Genomic DNA, 18,150 nt, shown 5'->3' with positions numbered 1-18,150 from the left:
ACCCCCATGTCCGAAATATGGTTTCTCACCGGCAGCCAAAGCCTCTACGGCCCCGAGACCCTCGAGCAGGTAGCAGTTCAGTCTCGCGAGATCGCAGACAAACTCGATGCGGCACTGCCCGTCTCGGTGATCTGGAAGCCGGTGCTGCTCGACGCGTCGTCGATCCTGCGCCGTATGCGCGAGGCGAACGCCGCCGACGAATGTGTGGGCGTCGTGACCTGGATGCACACCTTCTCCCCCGCCAAGATGTGGATTGCCGGCCTCGACGCGTTGGACGTCCCGCTGCTGCACCTACACACGCAGGCCGGAATGTCGTTGCCGTGGTCGACGATCGACATGGAGTTCATGAACCTCAACCAGGCCGCCCACGGGGACCGCGAGTTCGGACACGTCGAATCTCGAGTAGGTGTTCTGCGCACGATCGTGGCAGGCCACGTCGACAACCCCGCGGTGATCGAGCGTGCGGAACAGTGGGTACGAGCAGCTCTCGGCCGCGCAGAGTTGAGGTCACTGTGCCTGGCACGTTTCGGCGACAACATGCGCGACGTCGCAGTGACGGAGGGCGACAAGGTCGAAGCCCAACTGCGATTCGGAGTCTCCGTCAACACGTACGGCGTCAACGATCTGGTCGAGGTCGTGGACGGCGTGAGCGATTCGGCCGTGTCCGACCTGATCGACGAATACCGGTCGTCGTACGACATCGCACCGAGTCTCGACAAGGGCGGTGACCGCCACGAATCGCTCCGCTACGGCGCCCGGGTCGAGGCCGGGCTGCGGAAGTTCCTCACCGACGGTGGATTCACGGCCTTCACCACGAACTTCGAGGATTTCGGTGGGCTTCGCCAGTTGCCGGGACTCGCGGTGCAGCGCCTGATGGCCGACGGGTACGGGTTCGGCGGTGAGGGCGACTGGAAGACCTCGATGTTGTTGCGCGCTATGAAGGTGATGGCCGAGGGGCTCGACGGTGGAACGTCGTTCATGGAGGACTACACCTACAACCTCGTCCCGGGGGCCGAGAAGATCCTGGGCGCGCACATGCTCGAAGTGTGCCCGTCGATCACGACCTCGCGGCCTACGCTCGAGATCCACCCGCTCTCCATCGGCGGCCGCGAAGACCCGGTGCGCCTGCGCTTCACCGCCGATCCCGGCCACGGCGTTGTCGTCGGACTCTCGGATGTCGGTGAACGATTCCGATTGACGGCCAACGTGATCGACGTCGTCGAGCCCGACGAGGCGCTACCGAATCTGCCGGTGGCCTGCGCTGTGTGGGAACCGCAGCCCTCACTGTCGGTATCGGCCGAGTCGTGGCTGACTGCAGGGGCACCCCACCACACGGTTCTCAGTACCGCGATCGGACTGCCCGTGCTGGAGGCATTCTCGGACATGATCGGCGTCGAGCTGCTCACCATCGACTCCGCAACCACCACACGTCAATTCCAACAGACACTGCGATGGAACGCGGCATACCACCGACTCGCGGCGAAGCTGTGAGGTCGTTGCTCCGACCGCCGGCTCATCCGTGACGTCTTCGGTATTCCTGTTCGGCTCCGGGGTGGAGGGGAATGCTTCCGGTCATCACCAATGACCGCGCGTCGAGAAATTGACTACCGATCGCCTGACCGGGCACCAGCGCGGACGACTGATCGAGAAGCACACTCACCAGTGCAGCGACCACGCGGTCCGGCACATCCGGATGTGCCAGCAGAAGATTTGGAATACCGACGGTGGTGACCTCCGGATGCTCGCCGTACACGTTCGGCGGCACCGGCACCGCCTCGTACGCGGTACCGAATTCGCGTCGGAGATCAGTGACGACGGTTCCCAGATCCAGTAGACGAATCGCGGCTCGAGGCTGGGCAAATGCCGGAGTCGGCAACCCGCCCGCCCACATCACGGCGTCGATTTCGTTGGCCGTCAGTGCATCTGCCGCCGAGCTCATCGACAACTGAACCTGATCGACAGCGCCGCCGTCCGCCACACCCGCTGCGCGGAGGACTCGCTGCGACACTTCGGTGGCACCGGATCCCGGGGCACCGATGCTCACCTTTCTCCCTCGCAGACCGTCCATGGACTCGATATCGGAGTCCGCTCGCACAGCCACTTGGAAGTAGTTCTCGTAGACGCACCCCACCGCCGCCAGCTCCCCGCTCGGATGACCGTAGGCGGCGTCCATGAGCGTCAGGGCCAGCTCGGCCTGCCGTGAACCCAACGCCTCGAGGTTGTCGACGGATCCGGCCGTCGTGAGTGGAACGACCTCGGCAACATCGGTTTTCGCGGCAGCGTCGGACAGCAATCCGGCGAACTCCCAGAAGAAGCCGCCGACCTCGCCTGCCGCGAGGCGTAGCTGCAGCGGCGGGTCCGACGCGCATGCACCCACGACGGCAGTGCTCAGGGCCAACAGACCGGCCTGCAGCGCCGTTCTACGCGAGAACGACGCTGCAGGCTCGGCCATGCCAGTCACTGTAAGGCGTAGCCGGTCACTGGAACGCTCGACCCTGCTCTCGGTCGAGCACGGTCTCGGACTTGTTGCGCAGTACGAAGATGTACACCAGCAGCGAGATGGCGATCACGACCGTCACGTACAGAATGAACCAGCCCACGTGCCCACCGTTCTTCGCGGCTTGATAGATCAGTGGTGCCGTGCCGCCGAAGGCCGAGTTGGCGAGTGCGTACCCCAAACCGACGCCGAGTGCGCGGACGTGCGAGGGGAACAGCTCCGCTTTGACGATCGCATTGATCGAGGTGTACCCGGTGAGGATGACGTAGCCGACGCACACCAGTGCTAGTGACTGGACCACCGACGTCGCCGTCGGAAGATACGTGATGAGTACGTAGGTGTACAGCACGCCACCGATGCCGAAGAAGACGAGCAGCGGCTTGCGACCCACCTTGTCGCTGATCAGTCCGCCGATGGGCTGCAGCAGCATGAGGAAGACCAGACCGGCGAGGTTGATCCAGGTACCGGTCATCCCCCGGTCCTCGTATGCGGTCTTGACCATCGAGGGTGCATTGACGCTGTAGGTGTAGAACGCGATGGTGCCACCGGCCGTGACCATGAAGCAGATCAGCAACGCCCGCCAGTGGTTGGCGACCAATTCCTTCAGGGAGCCGGAGGCTTTGTCCGCACCGCTGCGCACTGCGTCCAGTTGATCCTCGGTCAAGGATTCGTCCATGCTGCGACGCAGCCAGAAGACCACCACTGCGGCCACTCCGCCGATGAAGAAGGCTATACGCCAACCGAAGTCCTCGATCTGCTCGCGCTCGAGGAACACCTGCATCAGCAGCAGAGTCACCTGTGCGAGTACATGCCCACCGACGAGGGTGACGTACTGGAACGACGAGAAGAATCCCCGACGCTCACGGGTGGCGGCCTCGGACATGTACGTCGCCGACGCACCGTACTCACCGCCGGTGGCGAAGCCCTGAACGAGACGGCACAGGATCAGGATCACGGCGGCCCATACGCCGATGCTCTCCCGTCCCGGAGTGAGCGCGATGACCAGCGAGCACGCCGCCATCATCGAGACGCTGAACGTCAGCGCAGCCCTGCGCCCGTTGCGGTCCGCGTAGCGGCCGAAGAACCACGACCCGACCGGTCGCATCAAGAACGTGACCGCAAAGATCCCGTACACATAGATGGTGGAATTCTTGTCGGCGGAGTCGAAGAACTGATTCTCGAAATACGTCGCGAAGACGGTGTAGACGTACACGTCGTACCACTCGACCAGGTTGCCGGACGAACCCCGCAACGTGTTGAAGAGGGCACGGCGGGTGGCAGCGCGCGAGGAGACGGGTGGACTCGGGAGCGTCGAACCGGTGATCGAAGTGGCCTCGTTGGCCATGGTTTGGTCCTTCCACATTCAGCGGGCAAGTGGGCTGCCGGGAAACGATCGGCAACCGAAGCCTCCCTACTGTGACGGCAAGCACAGCCTGGAACCAAGCCGTTTCGGATTTCCTAACACTCCCTTAGGAAACGGCCCTCGGAAGCCGCAGCTCGATCCGAAGCCCCACTGGTCGACCCGCCATGACTCGAAGCGATCCACCGGCTCGCTCGGTCAGGGCGTGGACGATCGACAGACCGAGACCGGTACCGTCTCCGTGCGCACCCGACGCTCGATAGAACCGGTCGACGACCTTGGCGAGCTCGTCTGCGGGCACACCGGGTCCGTTGTCGGACAACCACATCGTGACGTCCGCGTCTCCGGTTCGGTAGCCGACCTCGATGCCGGCACCGGCGCCGGCGTACTTGGTTGCGTTGCTCAGCAGAGCGTCGAGAATTCGAGTCAGGTCGTCCTCGGACATCGCAACGCGACACTGCGTGTCGGCTTTCGGCTCCGAGACGTGCACGGTCATGTCGGCCACGGCTATCGAGGTCGACCAGAATCCGACTCGATCTGCGACAACCGCACCGAGGTCACACCCTGGGAATCGAGTGGTCGTCGGGGTTTCGGCAGCTGCGAGAACGAGCAGGTCTTCCACGACGGAGCTCAGACGATCGACTTCGAGCGTGGTCCTCAGGTGCGCATCGGTTGCCGAATCCGGAACGCGCATTCCCAGAACGTCCATACGAATTCGCAACGCTGCCAGTGGGTTCCGGAGAGCATGGGCGGTATCGGCCACCAATCGGCGTTGCGCAGCGGTGGCGGCCTCGACGTCGTCGGCCATGGCCTCGAAGGCACTGGAGAGCTCACGCACCTCCGGTGGCCCGACGTAGGGTACCGGCTCGAGGCGTTGCGATCCTTCGATCGACGCCTGATCGTGGAACTTGTCGCCGAACGTGTGGACACGCGAGGACAGTGCGGTGAGCGGTCGAACGACCCAGCGCGACAACGCAACAGCGATCACCGCGACCGTCGCGAGAATCAGCATGGCACCGAGGGCGATGACCACCCAGGTGATCGCGACGTCCCTGCGTGCGGAATCGGTGGACGCCTCGAGAACCACTGCTCCGTCCACTTGGGTGCCCCCACCGACCGGTGCAGCAATCAACACCGAGGAATCCGACCACGGCGTCAGACTCGACGGTAGGTCACCGCGCTGATTGCGCAACGCGCCTGCCACTGCCTGCCGGACGTCATCGCGCTGCAGGTCGAGGCCGGACACCGCGCGTGCCTCTCCGGTGCGGTCGACGACCGCAACGCCCTCGTCGTACAGACTGTTGTAGCGCTGCACCGATTCTCGGATACGGGCCACGCCGGATTCGTCTTCTCGCGAGCTGAGTTCGGCAAAGAACGATGCTGCCGCGGCCCTGTTCTCACCGAACCGTTGGGCCCGTTCGCGACCGACCAGGAGCGCGAGAGGAACCGACAGCGCAAGCACCACGACGGTGGAGTAGATCATCAACACCAACAGGACACGCCGTCGCACGTCAGATGTCCCAGCGGTAGCCGAAGCCGCGGATGGTGACGATGGCACCCGGGCGATCGAGCTTGGAACGCAACGCCGTCATATGGACGTCGAGAGTTCGTGAGATCGCGACATAGGCGTCGCCCCAGATGGCGTCCATCAACTGTTCCCGGCTCACCGCTTCGCCGCGACGCGTCACGAGATGCGCCAACAGGTCGAACTCCTTGGTGGTCAGTGCAACAGCGCGTCCACCGACTTCCACGGCACGCCCGGAGAGATCGACGACGACGTCCCCGAGCGTCAGCCTGTCCGCCGCGGGTCCCGACGCCGAACTCCGACGATGTGCGGCCACCTCGAGTCGGGCGTGTAGTTCACCCAATCGCGCCGGCTTGACGACGTAGTCGTCTGCGCCACCGCGCAGAGCACGTACCACCGAGCGCTCGTCGTCCCGCGCCGTCAGCACCACCACCGGAACCGAACTCAGCGTCCTGAGCTTCCGGAGAACTTCCAGTCCATCCATGTCGGGCAGTCCGAGATCGAGCAGCACGACGTCCATGTCGTGGTAGCCGAGCAGGGCGTCGGCGCCGCGGCGCATACGGACAGGCGTGTGCCCCACCTCGGTCAACGCGTCCACCAACGCGTCGCCGAGTCCGTCGTCGTCTTCCACCACAGCTATTCGCATCGAACTCAAGATAGGCCACCATCGGGGGTGAACGCGGGCATGAGTGTTCACGGTCGGGTGTCATGCGCGGAATGCCGCCGATGGGCGACGGTAGTGAACGCTCAGGTGCAGCCCGCGTGAGCACCGAAACCCGTCAGGCAGGGATGCTCGCGCGAAGGCCGGGTGCCCCCAAGCTGGGGCGTGTCGTCCTTCTGGTTTCTCCGGGGTGTAGTTCTGCGCACAGCGGGGCACACCCATGACGTACATCCATCGGCGACCTGTCGCCCCGACTCCGTGGAGATTTCATGACGATGCCGACCGACGCAAGCGATGCAGTCCCCTCGCAGGGCAGCAACGACGGCCCCCGAGAGCACACCCCCGAGACGGACGCGGTCGAGGGTGCCCACGTGGATGAGGACAACGTGCCACACCCTCCTGAGAACGGAAACGTGCAGAACTGAATCGCGGCTCGACGGCATGATCGGTGCATGATCACGAACCCGTCCGTCGAACAGTTCCGTCGGTTGGCGCAATCGTCACCGTGGCTGTGGGAGTCCGTCGAGTTCGAACTCCTACCTACTCGCCACACACTCTCGGTGCACGCATGGATCCGTCGTCCTGGCAACATGCGCGTGGAGGACGCCAACGGCAAGCTCGTCGAAAGAGTCGGCGCTGGAATCCCATTCGCGGGCATGGGGGTGCAGTACTCGAACGGCGCACCTCGCCAGTTGGAGGGGCGGTGGCCGTCGGACACGACACCGACATTCGATTCCGACGGCCTCGTCTCAGCGCTACCGTCCATCGCCGACTCATGGCTCGTGGACTATGACGACCCGTTCTACGAGAACTACCAGTGGATCGCGATGCTCAACCCCATCGAAGTCACCCGCTCCGGGCATGATCATTCATCCACCGAGACAGTCACGGAATTATGCGAGGTGAGGGCCGTCGAGCATCACGGCCGACCGGCGTGGCAGGCGACTGTAGTCACGACGGACCGATACGACGCCCGCTGCGAATGCTGTGCACTGTTGAGCGGGCACTACGACTCCGAGACACGCCACTGGGTCCCGGGACCACCGGTCACCGTCCGACTGGACGTCCAGACCGGCATCTGTGTCTACGTCGGCCCGCCTGTCGACCAACCGACCGCAGAACCGGACCTCGACCTGACGATCATCGCCGTAGACGCTCGGATGAGCGACAGCCTGTTCGTGCATGCTGGCCGTTGACGAGATCTGAACTGACCGTGTCCGCGATAGCGAGTCACCCTTCGATCGCCGGGAGTTACAGGTCCAGTCCTGGAGCCGACGCGAGCTCGACGAGTGAATCGGCGTCGATTTCGTTTCCAAAACTGAACTGCACGAGCGTGTTCGACGGCCTGAGCACGCTGAGCCACTCGCGCGGCTGCCCTTCTCGCGGTGCTTCGTCGGATCGGCGCGTCACAACGGTGCCGTCGGGCAGAGTCGATCGGTTCACATCAGAGCTGTCTTGCGCCTCGACGCTTCCCCTCGCAGTGGTGTCACCGATCGATATTTCGACACTCAGTTCCGCGGAACCGGTCGGTGTCGATACGTTCACGATGGTGCACGCACTTCCGTTTCCGGACGACCCGAGCACCAGATCTCCGATGGGGCGATCGGATTGCGCATCTGGGAAGACTATTGCCCACTGCTCGGCCAATGACGCGCCGATGCTTTCGACCCTGTCCTTGGACAGAGGAAGCAACGGATTCTCGCGGTACGAACCACATTCACGAGGCGGTGGCGGTGTTCCGTCGGGAACCTCTGCGGTGACGCGCAATTGAGGGTTCGCGACAATACCGCGAAGCTCGTCCACCTCCAGCGGGAGCATCGCGTCGCTCCCTTCGTTCGAGGTTCTCGCGTGTACGAGAGTGTCCGCGAAATACGCTACCGCAGTAAGGCGATGCGTCGCCCCTCCGTTGAAGTCGGACACCGCATCCAATGTGTCGACAACAGTGCCGTCGGGCATGCGAGTTCGTTCGTCGACCCGCTCTTCGACGCATGGCGGTAGCTCACCGTCCCACTCTTCGACCGATACTCGAAGGGGCGCGCGCGCCTCACCGCGACCGACGACGCCTGAGGCCGTACTGTCACCGCTGATGTCCTCGACCGTGACACCCTCCGCGATCTCCACGCCTTCGGGATAGATATCGATCGGTTGGAATATCAAAGAATTGGAGGGCGCCGCGAACTCCAATTGCACATCGGTGGGCAGAGATTCGACCAGCGCAGTCGACATTGCCGACGCCTTCGTTGCCGTCAGCCACGGATGGTCGGGGTTGTCGTACCGACCCCCGTAAAAACCGATCGAGAAAGAAAAGCCCTCCTCGGCAGGAAGAACGACGTCGCAGCCGGGTATGGCCTCGACGGAGGGCTGCTGATCTTCGAGGACTCCGGCAACCACGGTCCCGACGGTCACAATCGCTACGACCACCACGACGTCCGCCCACACCCCACCGCGTCGCAGATCGGTTCGCATTTGCAGAGCCTAGCTTTCGACTCGGAACGTCTCGGTCATCCGAGGCACCAGCACCGAATCCCTTGCCTTGCGCACCTGCGAGCGTTGGTGCAGGGTGGCTTGCGTGAGCAATGAATCCGGCTCGACCCCAGCACCAGTCCGCTTTCAGGGCGTACCGGTCAACGAGATTCCGGCCCTGGTGCCCTTGAGACTTGTACTCGCGCACACCGACACCATCGCGGTATGGCTCACCGGAGCACACATTTACAGTCGCTGCGTGACGTTGTCGGTCGAAGCCGCGGTCCCGACCACGGATCGATTCCTCGGTATGTACGGCTTCGGAAAGCCCGAATCCGGCCATACCCCGCCCATGCTGATCGGCTTCGAGGATGCTCAGGGCAATGTCTCCACCAATCTTCCCGGCCGACCCAGAGGCCTGCAGGCGAACGGTGGCAACGGAAGCGGCATACACGGGCGGATCGGACTCGTGCTCACGGCTGTGCCTGCACCAGGCCCGATGAGCGTCTACTTCGCGTGGCCGTATTTCGGAATAGACGAAACGCAGTACATCATCGATGGCAGCGAATTCGCCGCTGCAGCGGCAGATGTGACGACTTTGTGGGACGATCCCGATCCCGAAACCGCAACGCAGATCGACATGAACAGACGCGAAATTCCCGAGATCGACATTCCCGACGGTAGTTGGTTCGCCGCTGCTGCCGAACGGCAGAAACCACCGCCGCGCGACCCCAACGCACCGAGGCGAATCAACTTCGCGCATGTCGACAATCGGCCGCTCTGAAGCAGAGCCATCGACCGAAGCGTTGGAAGATGGCACTGACCATCTATCGCAATCCGCATGGCCAGCGTGGCCCGAGTTACATTCGCGGACAGAGAAATCGCGGCAAACGCGCGCGGATTCGTCAGCCGCGAAGAATTCAGGGAGAACTTCGGCTATCCGAACAGTCGAGTAGCGGCTCGAGTTGATCGAACGTCGCCCTCTACGGTCGGCGCAACGGAATGATGCTGCGCACCCGCTCGTCCCGTAGGTACAGCGCTCCCCACGCCGCGATACCCACGTAGATCGCGAAGAACACGGTGCTCAGCAGCGGCTTCTCGACACGCCAGTTGGTCAGCACCGCACCGCCGAGATAGCCGGTCAGCACGATGGCACCCAAGATCGACGTCGCGGGAATCGTGTACAGAATCAAGATGACGACCATGACGGTGCCGGTGATCGGAGCCATGTCGTCGCGCAGGCCGAGGTCGACCGATGCGTCCTTCACCACCTGCAGATTCAGAATGTGACTGATCGCGTCGAACAGGAGGAAAACGATCACGAGGATCTGTAGAATGAGGCCGATCCGCGGGGCGGTCTTCCTCGGCGCGCTGGTGTGGGTGGTGGTCATGGATGTCTCCTCGGTAGCGGTCGATGTCACTTATTGGACCCGAGCCAACCGCAAAAGTCACCGCCCGCGCCCCGGTCAGTAAGGTCTAAGGATGACTGTGCGAGCAGGTGTGGTGGTCACGGGAACCGAGGTTCTGGCCGGTCGGGTCACCGACCGGAACGGCCCGTGGGTGGCTCGACGACTTCTGGAGATGGGCGTCGATGTAGCCCACATCACCGTCTGCGGTGATCGGCCGGACGATCTGACTGCGCAGGTGCGGTTTCTGGCCGATCAACGTGTCGACCTGATCGTTACGACCGGTGGTTTGGGTCCGACCGCCGACGACCTCACCGTTCCGACCGTCGCCGCACTGTACGGCCGCGAATTGACGCTGGACGCCGAGCTAGAAGATCGCATCCACGCAATCGTGCAACGGTGGCGAAGCAGAATGAGTTCCGCAGCCGACTCCGAGCCGCTACGGGCCGGAATCCGAAAGCAGGCGATGGTTCCCCAAGGTGCGCAGTCCATTTCACCGACCGGAACCGCACCCGGGGTCGCGATACCGGCCGACGACTCCAGATCACTGCCCGCCGTCCTCATTCTGCCCGGCCCACCTCGCGAGCTGCAGGCGATGTGGCCGGAGGCTCTCGACAGCGCACCCGTCGCCGAGGTCCTCGCCCGCCGCACGCAGATGCGCCAGGACACCATTCGCGGCTACCGACTGTCCGAGGCCGACCTCGCCGAAACGCTGCGAACAGCACAGCGCGAGATCACGGGATTCGACGATCTCGAGATCACCACCTGCCTGAGTCTCGGCGAGCTCGAAATGGTGACCCGTTACGCCGAGTCGGCGAGACCGGCTTACATGCAACTCGAACGTCTTGTCGGGAAAATCCATGGTGCACGGGTCTTTTCGACCGACGGGTCCACCGTCGACGACATCGTCGCGCACCGTCTGTCCGGGCATCGCATCGCCACGGCAGAATCGTGCACCGGAGGGATGATCGCCGCACGCCTGACCGACCGCGCAGGATCGTCGGCGTACGTCATCGGCGCGGTGGTGTCCTACGCCAACGAGGCGAAAACGGGCCTGCTCGACGTCCCCGCCGAGGTCATCGACCAACACGGAGCGGTCAGCGAGCCGGTCGCGGCGCTGATGGCCGAAGGCGCACTGAATCGACTGAACGTCGACATCGCGGTATCGACGAGTGGCGTCGCGGGCCCGGGTGGTGGCACCGAGGCCAAACCGGTCGGGACCGTCTGCTTCGCTATAGCCGTCACGGGCCGACCTCCCGTCACCCACACCCTTCATCTCCCCGGAGACCGGGCAAGTGTCCGTGCACTGTCGACCACCGCGGCAATGCATATGCTCGCCGACGCATTGAAGCCCGACCGATGACCGAAGGCTCCGACAGGGTCACTCCTCGCCGACGATCGCCCAAGGGAGCCGCGCGCAGATCGGCGATCCTCGAAGCCGCCCTGAACGCTTATGCAACCAGCGACAGACTCGGTCCACGCCTACGCGACATCGCCGAAGCGGCCGGAGTAACCGAAGCAGGCGTGCTCCACCATTTCGGCTCGAAGGACGAATTGTTCGTCGCGATACTCCGCCGCCGCGACGAGGACGCCGCGGCGCTGCACGATCTCAGCACAGCAGAGGGGCAGAACGCCTATCTGGCCGAGACGACCATGACTCCGGGGCTGACGAAGCTCTTTGTCGACATGTCCGCTGCAGCAGCCGATCCCGCCCATCCCGCGCACACCTTCATGGCCGAGCATCGCGCCGCTGTGGTGGGCGTGATCGCTCGACTCGCTCCCGATGCCGACATCGCCGCCGTGGAAGCCGTCGCCGCACTCGCCGAAGGCCTGCAACTGCAGTGGATCTCCGATCCCAGCATCGACGTCGCGGGTCTCATGCTGCGGTTCACTGCCGTCTTGCTCGAACTGGATCTTTAGCGCCTCCGCTCTTGTGAACTCGGCTTACGTTCACTAAACCTTGCATGATTCAGTTTTGATGTTATCGTTAGACGAAGTAAGGGTTTGCGTACTCGGTACGCCCAACACACCTCGATCGACCGGGGTACAACTCATCCAGGAGTACATATGGTGCACAAGACCGTTCGACGAGTTTCGACCATTCTCGCGCTGACAGCTGCAGCGGTAACCTCGGTTGCCGTCGGTACCGCATCGGCCGATACAGTTTCCTCACCGTTGACACTCGAGACCTACAGCCTGCCTCAGTCGGGGTTCTGCGCAGCCAAGATCGACGTATCGATTCGACCCGGCGCGGAATCGAACTCATACGTGATCGTCGGACCGGACGTTCAGTACCTCGGCATCGGCCCGTGCAACCTCACCGCCACACTCAGCTGGAAGGAACTGGCCACCGGTAGAACGGGTTCGGACGACATCCCGGTCACCAGCGGACTGGTGAACTACGGGCTGAAAACCTTCTCCGGACACGGTGCCGTCGAATACACGCTGACCACCAACGGGCCCCACACCACCGACCGAGCCACGGGCACAGTCCAGATTCCCTGAGCAGTGCGGACGAGCAGGAGACAACAGTGAACAGAATCGGAACGTTTTCGGCGTTCGGAATAGTCGGTCTGATCGCACTGACTGGATGTACCACGGCGGAAACGGCACCAGCCGACACCGCAACCACCGCGTCGACATCGGCTGCGCCACAGCCTGTTCCAGGAGAAGTCTCCGGTACGGACCCGGCGGGTGGCGCTGACTCCGACGGAGCGCAATCGGATGGGACCGCAACCGGCGGCGGTGACGGTGCAGGCGGCGCCGCCGTCCCGGCGTGCACCGCTGCAGACATCACCCCCGCCCTCGGAGACATCACGCCGAGCGATGTCCAGACAACGGTTCCGTTGCGCTACACCAACTCCGGATCCGTACCGTGCAACGTCACAGGATTTCCCGGAGCAACGCTGCAAGGACCCGACGTCGACGGGTTGGGACCGGACTACGACCTGGCGCGTAGCGAGATCACGCCGTCGACCACCATCACCCTCGAACCCGGGGCGGCCGCAGTTGCCGAACTGACTCTCGGCACGGTGAACAAGAACGACGAGAGAGCGTGGATCCCGTCTGCATTTCTCACCACCGCGCCCGGTGACACGACAGTGATGACACTTCCCTTCCCCGCATCGGTCGGTGTACAGCGTCAAGACGGTGCGACGCGTCCCGCCAGCTACATCGGTGCCTTCAGCGGGCCTGTCTACTGACATCGACATCGTCGCCTCCTCCGACTTGTCAGACTCCCGACCGCGGGAGGACAATTTGCCACCATGGCATTGATCTCGAAGGGCTTCGTGGGTCGGCGACGCGGCGACGACGGGCGTACTCCCCCCGGTCAGTATCTGACCAAGGATTTTCCCGTCCTCGCGATCGGGCCTGCGCCCGTGGTCGCGACCGACAAATGGTCGTTCTCGGTCACCACCGAACGCGGCGAGACTCGCAGCTGGACCTGGGACGAATTCGCGGCTCTCCCGCACGAGACTCCGACCGTCGACATCCACTGCGTCACCAAGTGGTCCAAGCTCGACACCACCTGGAAGGGCGTGAGCCTGGACGTTCTACTGGACGGTCTCGATACCGATGCCGGCTACGTCGTGGTGCACGGCTTCGACGGCTACACGACCAATCTTCCCCTCGAAGATCTCAGGGATGGGAAGGCCTGGCTGGTCACCGAGTTCGACGGCGCTCCCCTGACTCGCGAACACGGTGGTCCCGCACGGCTTCTCGTTCCACATCTGTACTTCTGGAAATCGGCGAAGTGGATCTCGAGCATCGAGCTCACCGCGGAGAACGAGCAAGGCTTCTGGGAACGCGGTGGGTACCACGACTACGGAGATCCGTGGCGCGAGCAGCGATACCAGGGCGACTGACGTGACATCGGCAGTCGGGGCGAAACCCTGGCTCGTTGCCACGGCGGCGACCGTGCGGCGTGAGACACCCACCGCGTCCACCCTCGTTCTCGACGTCGACGGATGGCCCGGCCATCTCGCCGGACAGCATGTGGACGTCAAGCTCACCGCCGAGGACGGCTACAGCGCACAGCGAAGCTACTCCTTGGCGTCGGCACCCGACGGCACGTCGCGCATCGAGATCACTGTGCAGAACGTCGCCGACGGTGAGGTGTCTCCTTACCTGGTCGAGGCCGTCGAGGTCGGCGATCGCATCGAAATCCGCGGGCCGGTGGGTCGATGGTTCGTCTGGCGGCCGTCCCGGCCCTCCGAGACGCCGTCTCCGCCGATCCTGTTGGTGGGCGGCGGTTCCGGCATCGTCCCGCTCCGCGCGATGGTTCGTGCGCAGGCGTCCGCGGACGGCGGTCGGGTGCCGTTCCGGGTGTTGTACTCCGTGCGCGAACCCACGGAGGTCTACTTCGCGGACGAATGGGCTCGTCCACCGGCCGGTGTGGACGTCACCATGATCCACACGCGGCGTGCTCCTGCCGGCAACGCACGGCCCCTCGGCCGCATCACGGTCGAGGACCTCGACGCACACGGATGGCCGGCGGAGTTCGAGCCGCGTTGCTACATCTGTGGCCCCACGAGTTTCGTGGACACAGTGGCCGACATGCTGGTGCAGCGGGGCCACTCGGCAGCGAACATCCGAACGGAGCGTTTCGGACCGAGCTGAGGAGCAGCGGATCAGACGATGTCGCCGAGGAACTCGATCTTGAGTCGGGTGTAGTCGTCGGTCCATTCCGAATCCACCGACATGAACGAATGGTCCAGTCTCGCCTCGTTCTTGCTGTACAGGTTCAGGCGGTTGGCGACGCCCACTCGATCCAGCGCAGCGCTCAGTTCGGCTGCCTGGTCGGGGAAGGTACCGGTGTTGCCGTCGGAGATGAAACTCGGAGGAAAGTCGGCCGTGACATTGTCGATGACGTTCGCCTGCTCCAGCAACGCTCGGTCGGTGGTGTCGAGGTAGCTTCGGGCGGCGATATCGAAGAAGAATCCGTTCGACGGGCTCGGTGATTGCGGTGCGCCCGCTCTAGCGACATCGAGGGCAGCACTCTCGAATACCAGTGCCTTCAGCGCATTTCGGTCGATGGTGGGCTCGATACCCAGCGCCCGCGCGTAATCGGAATTGGTCTGCACGGCAGCGTAGCTGCCCGCGATGTGCCCACCCGCACTGGTTCCGGCGAGGACGACGCGACTCATGTCGAGTCCGTACCCGTCCGCGTTCGTTTCCAGAAACTGCACGGCCTGGCCCAGTTGGATTGTCTGCGTGGGAAATCGGTAGCTCGGCGCGAACGCGTAGTTCACCGACACCACGTTGTAGCCGGCGTCGAGCATGGGGCCGGCCCACGACGCGCCACCGGAATTGCCGCTGGGCGCACCGTCCGTTTTGTCTCCGACAATCCAGCCACCACCGTGAATCACGATGTATGTGGGCCGGCTGACCGACGGATCGTCGTCGGCGATGTAGATGTCGAGAAACGAATTCGGAAGCGTCGAACCGTATTCGATGTCGTTGGTGAGGCGTGCACCGTCGACCACCGCCGTGGCCGTCCGCGCGTCGGGCTCGAAGGAATTGCTCTGCCCCAACGCATGCAGCGATCGAATCAGTGGTGCCGGACTGGCCGCCGTGCCGACGACCACGACGGAAATCACCAATGCAATCGCTGCAGCGAAGCCCGCCGGAACGGCGGTGGCCACCCCACGAGCGGAGGCCTTCGAACGGCCTGCCCATGCCGACGCGAGCAGATAGAAGCCGAGCGCCATCGACGCAGCCAAGGCCGTGACCCACAGTGCGTGGATATCCGTCACCAGCCATGCCACCTGAGTCACGACGGTGACGGACCCGAGCGAAGTCCCCACGCTTACATGCTTTCCGGCATCGGACGAGACGAGACATGTCGCGACGACTGCCACGGCGATGACCCACAACCCCACCGCGAGCTGCTGACGGATGAGGACGAACTCGAGCCACGCGAGTACGACGCCGGCGATGCCGGTCACCGCGAGCGCAGTCGTCATCGCTCTCGTACGGTGCCCTGCTCCCACTTCGATGTCCGCCTGCACCATCACTGCCCCACTACTGCGCAGAAGTGTGGCGTTGCCTGTGCAGTTCGCGAACGGCCTCGCTGAACTCGGCGACCGGTCCGTCCACCGCGATGCCGGGCACGATCTGCTGGATGGGCGACGGCGTGATCGCGAGGGGTGCAGCACCGAATTCTTCGAGCCACGTGAGCAATTGAGCAGTCGACGTGGCGTAGACGATGCGGCCGAGTCCGACTATGCCGTGGCTCGCAGAGCACATCACACAGTGCTCACCGGAGGTGTAGACCGTAGAGGATCGACGCTGATCGGCGTCCAGGTTGGTCGCAGCCCACCGAGACAGTGCGATCTCGGGATGCTGGGTGGGATCGTCTCGGTCGCCGACCCGGTTCCTGTCCTCGGCCAGCAACTGGCCACCGTCCGACACCAGAATAGAGCCGAACGGATCGTTGCCCGTTCGCGCCGCCTCTGCAGCAAGATCCACAGCACGGGCCAGAAATGCACGGTCGCTCGAAGAGATGCTCACAGTGCACCGGCAGCGACGGTCGAAGTGTTCACGTCTCGACCGTACCGCCTCGAAATCACCGCCTGCCGGACCGGTAATTGGACACCGATCCTCGGTATGGTCAGCGGGTGAGCTTCTCGGTACGGCCTGCCACGTCGTTCGCAGATCTGCGGACGATTCTCGGCCCGAAGAACCCGACGTCCTCGGTCTGTTGGTGTCTGAGTCATCGAATCGATTCCGCGACCAACAGAGCACTCGTCGGCCCGGAACGCGCCGCATACGTCGAGAAGCTGACCCGTCGAAAAGTCGCACCGGGTGTGCTGGCCTACGACGGGGACGAGGTGGTCGGTTGGGCTGCGGTGGCACCACGCTCGGAGCTGCCGTTCGCGCGCTCGAACAAGATTCCGCACGTCGACGACTTACCGGTCTGGACGGCCTGGTGCTTCCGCGTCAAGGCCGGACACCGCAAGCGCGGGATCGCGCACGTGCTCTTGGACGGTGCCGTTCAATTCGCGGCCGATCACGGTGCTCCGGCCATCGAGGGCTATCCGGTGGACAACAAGGGTGCGAAGGTCGATCTGACGATGGCCTACGTCGGCACCCGCGGACTGTTCGATTCGGCAGGCTTCGAGTTCGCCGCCGAGACGACATCGGTATCGGGCGGAATCCCGCGAGTCATCATGCGAAAAGACCTGCGTACGTGACGTCCGACTCCTGACCCGAGAGGTGCCTGATGCCGATGTCGCAGACGAACACGTGAATCACGATTTTCACACGTCAGTCTCCGAACAGTGAACTCAGTGCCGGTGCGACGTCGCGGTAGGTCTTGATGGTCCGTATACGACCGTGCCCTGTTCGCGCGAGATCCCGTCCGAGGTCGACGTCATGTTCACCCGACGTGTCCAGCAGTACGTCCAGGCGCGCGATCCTGGCTGCGGTCGAGCGTGGATCGGGACCGGCGTTGTGGACGCAGTCCGAGAGAAGAAGAACCCGTGGGTCGGGAGCCGACGCCGTACTCAGTAGCCCGGCCGCGGTCTGGAGCGCGAACTGCACGTTGGTCAATCCCCGCGCCGGAATGCGGAGAACGGTGTCGAGAATATTCAATGGGGTCCGCGAGTCGCCGAATCGAGTGAGTACGGCAGCGTCGGACCAGAACGCGACGACCGCGAGGTTGTCTCGGTTCATCTCACCGGCCAGAGCGCCGACGGTCGCGGCCGCAGTCCGCACCCGTTCGCCCTTCATCGACCCGGAGATGTCGACCACCAGGACGATGGATCGCTTGGTGTGCAAGCGTTCTCGGACGACGATGTCATCGTCCTCCGGTATCGGATTGGCCGCAAACACATCGAGCATGCGGTCCAGGTCGATCTCGTCACTGCCGCCTCGATAGCGCAGAGACGTCAACTCCCCGACGCCACGCCGTGCGCGTGTGTCGATGCGTGGCCGCCGAACTGCAAGACGAGCCGCGATCTTTCGGGCGCGGGCCCGAGTCGCGGCGTCGGCAGTCGACTCGCTTTCGGTCGCGTCGGTCAGAGGAATCACTTCGGCCGACTCCTCGGTGAATCCGGGTGCCGACGGATTGTTCTCGCCGGCAGCCTTACCCGGCTTGCTGCGGCCCTGAGCGATCAGTACCGCACCGCTTCCGCCGCCGAGACGAAACAGCGACGGTGACTCCGTCAGCTGTTTCGGTTTGCGGCGCAACGGCTTCAGAGTTCCTGCCGGCTTACGGGTCCCCGGCCGTGTGAT

20 protein-coding genes are annotated in these 18,150 nt (G+C 63.9%); 11 read left to right on the top strand and 9 right to left on the bottom strand.

Features of this window, described 5'->3' with window-relative positions; all coding sequences use genetic code 11:
• Positions 1-6: 6 nt before the first annotated feature.
• Positions 7-1,491 carry an L-arabinose isomerase gene (araA, locus tag A2J02_RS03480; RefSeq protein ID WP_068046816.1) on the top strand — a complete coding sequence of 495 codons (1,485 nt, stop codon included), beginning with the start codon at positions 7-9 and terminating at the stop codon, positions 1,489-1,491.
• A 22-nt stretch (positions 1,492-1,513) separates the two neighbouring features.
• On the opposite strand, the gene A2J02_RS03475 is transcribed toward araA, so the two are convergent.
• The 4 genes from A2J02_RS03475 to A2J02_RS03460 all read right to left on the bottom strand — a co-directional run bounded on the left by A2J02_RS03475 (position 1,514) and on the right by A2J02_RS03460 (position 6,028).
• The gene (locus A2J02_RS03475; RefSeq protein ID WP_068046813.1) at positions 1,514-2,452 is read right to left on the bottom strand and encodes a TAXI family TRAP transporter solute-binding subunit; all 939 of its coding nucleotides are present in this window, start codon (positions 2,450-2,452) and stop codon (positions 1,514-1,516) included.
• 25 nt (positions 2,453-2,477) lie between these two features.
• Positions 2,478-3,842: an MFS transporter gene (locus tag A2J02_RS03470; protein ID WP_068046942.1), complete on the bottom strand. Its 1,365-nt coding sequence runs from the start codon at positions 3,840-3,842 to the stop codon at positions 2,478-2,480.
• Between the two features lie 124 nt (positions 3,843-3,966).
• Positions 3,967-5,367 (bottom strand): sensor histidine kinase, encoded by a 1,401-nt coding sequence (locus tag A2J02_RS03465; protein ID WP_231893896.1) that lies wholly within the window; start codon positions 5,365-5,367, stop codon positions 3,967-3,969.
• Between the two features lies 1 nt (position 5,368).
• Positions 5,369-6,028, bottom strand: coding sequence for a response regulator transcription factor (locus A2J02_RS03460; RefSeq protein WP_068046810.1), 660 nt, complete (start codon positions 6,026-6,028; stop codon positions 5,369-5,371).
• 284 nt (positions 6,029-6,312) lie between these two features.
• Here A2J02_RS03460 and A2J02_RS28040 point away from each other — a divergent pair, with 284 nt between their 5' ends.
• Both A2J02_RS28040 and A2J02_RS03455 read left to right on the top strand, forming a co-directional pair.
• Entirely contained in the window at positions 6,313-6,468 is a 156-nt protein-coding gene (locus tag A2J02_RS28040; protein WP_176460575.1) for a hypothetical protein, read from the top strand.
• Between the two features lie 27 nt (positions 6,469-6,495).
• Positions 6,496-7,239, top strand: a complete 744-nt coding sequence (locus A2J02_RS03455; RefSeq protein ID WP_068046808.1) for a hypothetical protein — start codon at positions 6,496-6,498, stop codon at positions 7,237-7,239.
• Between the two features lie 55 nt (positions 7,240-7,294).
• Here the strand turns inward: A2J02_RS03455 and A2J02_RS03450 are convergent, their stop codons facing one another.
• Complete coding sequence (locus tag A2J02_RS03450; RefSeq protein WP_068046805.1) at positions 7,295-8,509, bottom strand: hypothetical protein; 1,215 nt, start codon at positions 8,507-8,509, stop codon at positions 7,295-7,297.
• A 256-nt stretch (positions 8,510-8,765) separates the two neighbouring features.
• Here A2J02_RS03450 and A2J02_RS03445 point away from each other — a divergent pair, with 256 nt between their 5' ends.
• Positions 8,766-9,290 carry a hypothetical protein gene (locus tag A2J02_RS03445; RefSeq protein WP_156516062.1) on the top strand — a complete coding sequence of 175 codons (525 nt, stop codon included), beginning with the start codon at positions 8,766-8,768 and terminating at the stop codon, positions 9,288-9,290.
• 199 nt (positions 9,291-9,489) lie between these two features.
• Here A2J02_RS03445 and A2J02_RS03440 read toward each other — a convergent pair whose 3' ends face one another.
• Complete coding sequence (locus A2J02_RS03440) at positions 9,490-9,897, bottom strand: DoxX family protein (RefSeq protein ID WP_082898889.1); 408 nt, start codon at positions 9,895-9,897, stop codon at positions 9,490-9,492.
• Between the two features lie 91 nt (positions 9,898-9,988).
• Between A2J02_RS03440 and A2J02_RS03435 the strand changes: the two genes are divergently transcribed.
• The 6 genes from A2J02_RS03435 (at position 9,989) to A2J02_RS03410 (ending at position 14,532) form a co-directional block, all read left to right on the top strand.
• A complete protein-coding gene (locus tag A2J02_RS03435) occupies positions 9,989-11,275 on the top strand; it encodes a competence/damage-inducible protein A (RefSeq protein WP_068046797.1) in 1,287 nt (428 codons plus the stop codon).
• Positions 11,272-11,832, top strand: a complete 561-nt coding sequence (locus A2J02_RS03430; RefSeq protein ID WP_068046794.1) for a TetR/AcrR family transcriptional regulator — start codon at positions 11,272-11,274, stop codon at positions 11,830-11,832. The genes A2J02_RS03435 and A2J02_RS03430 overlap by 4 nt, the downstream gene beginning before the upstream one ends.
• Positions 11,833-11,979: 147 nt before the next feature.
• Positions 11,980-12,417, top strand: a complete 438-nt coding sequence (locus tag A2J02_RS03425; protein WP_068046791.1) for a hypothetical protein — start codon at positions 11,980-11,982, stop codon at positions 12,415-12,417.
• A 26-nt stretch (positions 12,418-12,443) separates the two neighbouring features.
• On the top strand, positions 12,444-13,115 hold the full coding sequence (locus A2J02_RS03420) for a DUF4232 domain-containing protein (RefSeq protein WP_068046788.1): 672 nt from the start codon (positions 12,444-12,446) through the stop codon (positions 13,113-13,115).
• Positions 13,116-13,178: 63 nt separating this feature from the next.
• Positions 13,179-13,778 (top strand): sulfite oxidase-like oxidoreductase, encoded by a 600-nt coding sequence (locus A2J02_RS03415; RefSeq protein WP_068046784.1) that lies wholly within the window; start codon positions 13,179-13,181, stop codon positions 13,776-13,778.
• Position 13,779: 1 nt separating this feature from the next.
• Entirely contained in the window at positions 13,780-14,532 is a 753-nt protein-coding gene (locus A2J02_RS03410) for a ferredoxin reductase (protein ID WP_068046781.1), read from the top strand.
• Between the two features lie 11 nt (positions 14,533-14,543).
• Here the strand turns inward: A2J02_RS03410 and A2J02_RS03405 are convergent, their stop codons facing one another.
• Positions 14,544-15,878, bottom strand: coding sequence for an alpha/beta hydrolase (locus tag A2J02_RS03405; protein ID WP_068046778.1), 1,335 nt, complete (start codon positions 15,876-15,878; stop codon positions 14,544-14,546).
• A gap of 58 nt (positions 15,879-15,936) precedes the next feature.
• Positions 15,937-16,425, bottom strand: a complete 489-nt coding sequence (locus tag A2J02_RS03400; RefSeq protein WP_068046775.1) for a nucleoside deaminase — start codon at positions 16,423-16,425, stop codon at positions 15,937-15,939.
• A gap of 107 nt (positions 16,426-16,532) precedes the next feature.
• Here A2J02_RS03400 and A2J02_RS03395 point away from each other — a divergent pair, with 107 nt between their 5' ends.
• The gene (locus tag A2J02_RS03395) at positions 16,533-17,108 is read left to right on the top strand and encodes a GNAT family N-acetyltransferase (protein ID WP_068046772.1); all 576 of its coding nucleotides are present in this window, start codon (positions 16,533-16,535) and stop codon (positions 17,106-17,108) included.
• 73 nt (positions 17,109-17,181) lie between these two features.
• On the opposite strand, the gene A2J02_RS03390 is transcribed toward A2J02_RS03395, so the two are convergent.
• Entirely contained in the window at positions 17,182-18,105 is a 924-nt protein-coding gene (locus tag A2J02_RS03390; RefSeq protein WP_068046771.1) for a vWA domain-containing protein, read from the bottom strand.
• Positions 18,106-18,150: the final 45 nt, after the last annotated feature.

This window comes from Rhodococcus sp. EPR-147 (genome assembly GCF_001647185.1).
Taxonomy (GTDB): Bacteria; Actinomycetota; Actinomycetes; order Mycobacteriales; family Mycobacteriaceae; genus Rhodococcoides.
This window is presented reverse-complemented; position numbering and strand designations above follow the sequence as displayed.

Excerpts from the sequence above, each read along its gene's own strand:
- A2J02_RS03475 (WP_068046813.1), bottom strand. The coding sequence starts at position 2,452 with ATGGCCGAGCCTGCAGCGTCGTTCTCGCGTAGAACGGCGCTGCAGGCC.
- A2J02_RS03460 (WP_068046810.1), bottom strand. The coding sequence starts at position 6,028 with ATGCGAATAGCTGTGGTGGAAGACGACGACGGACTCGGCGACGCGTTG.
- A2J02_RS28040 (WP_176460575.1), top strand. The coding sequence starts at position 6,313 with ATGACGATGCCGACCGACGCAAGCGATGCAGTCCCCTCGCAGGGCAGC.
- A2J02_RS03450 (WP_068046805.1), bottom strand. The coding sequence starts at position 8,509 with ATGCGAACCGATCTGCGACGCGGTGGGGTGTGGGCGGACGTCGTGGTG.
- A2J02_RS03435 (WP_068046797.1), top strand. The coding sequence starts at position 9,989 with ATGACTGTGCGAGCAGGTGTGGTGGTCACGGGAACCGAGGTTCTGGCC.
- A2J02_RS03405 (WP_068046778.1), bottom strand. The coding sequence starts at position 15,878 with ATGACGACTGCGCTCGCGGTGACCGGCATCGCCGGCGTCGTACTCGCG.
- A2J02_RS03470 (WP_068046942.1), bottom strand. The coding sequence starts at position 3,842 with ATGGCCAACGAGGCCACTTCGATCACCGGTTCGACGCTCCCGAGTCCA.
- A2J02_RS03440 (WP_082898889.1), bottom strand. The coding sequence starts at position 9,897 with ATGACCACCACCCACACCAGCGCGCCGAGGAAGACCGCCCCGCGGATC.
- A2J02_RS03425 (WP_068046791.1), top strand. The coding sequence starts at position 11,980 with ATGGTGCACAAGACCGTTCGACGAGTTTCGACCATTCTCGCGCTGACA.
- araA (WP_068046816.1), top strand. The coding sequence starts at position 7 with ATGTCCGAAATATGGTTTCTCACCGGCAGCCAAAGCCTCTACGGCCCC.
- A2J02_RS03430 (WP_068046794.1), top strand. The coding sequence starts at position 11,272 with ATGACCGAAGGCTCCGACAGGGTCACTCCTCGCCGACGATCGCCCAAG.
- A2J02_RS03455 (WP_068046808.1), top strand. The coding sequence starts at position 6,496 with ATGATCACGAACCCGTCCGTCGAACAGTTCCGTCGGTTGGCGCAATCG.
- A2J02_RS03415 (WP_068046784.1), top strand. The coding sequence starts at position 13,179 with ATGGCATTGATCTCGAAGGGCTTCGTGGGTCGGCGACGCGGCGACGAC.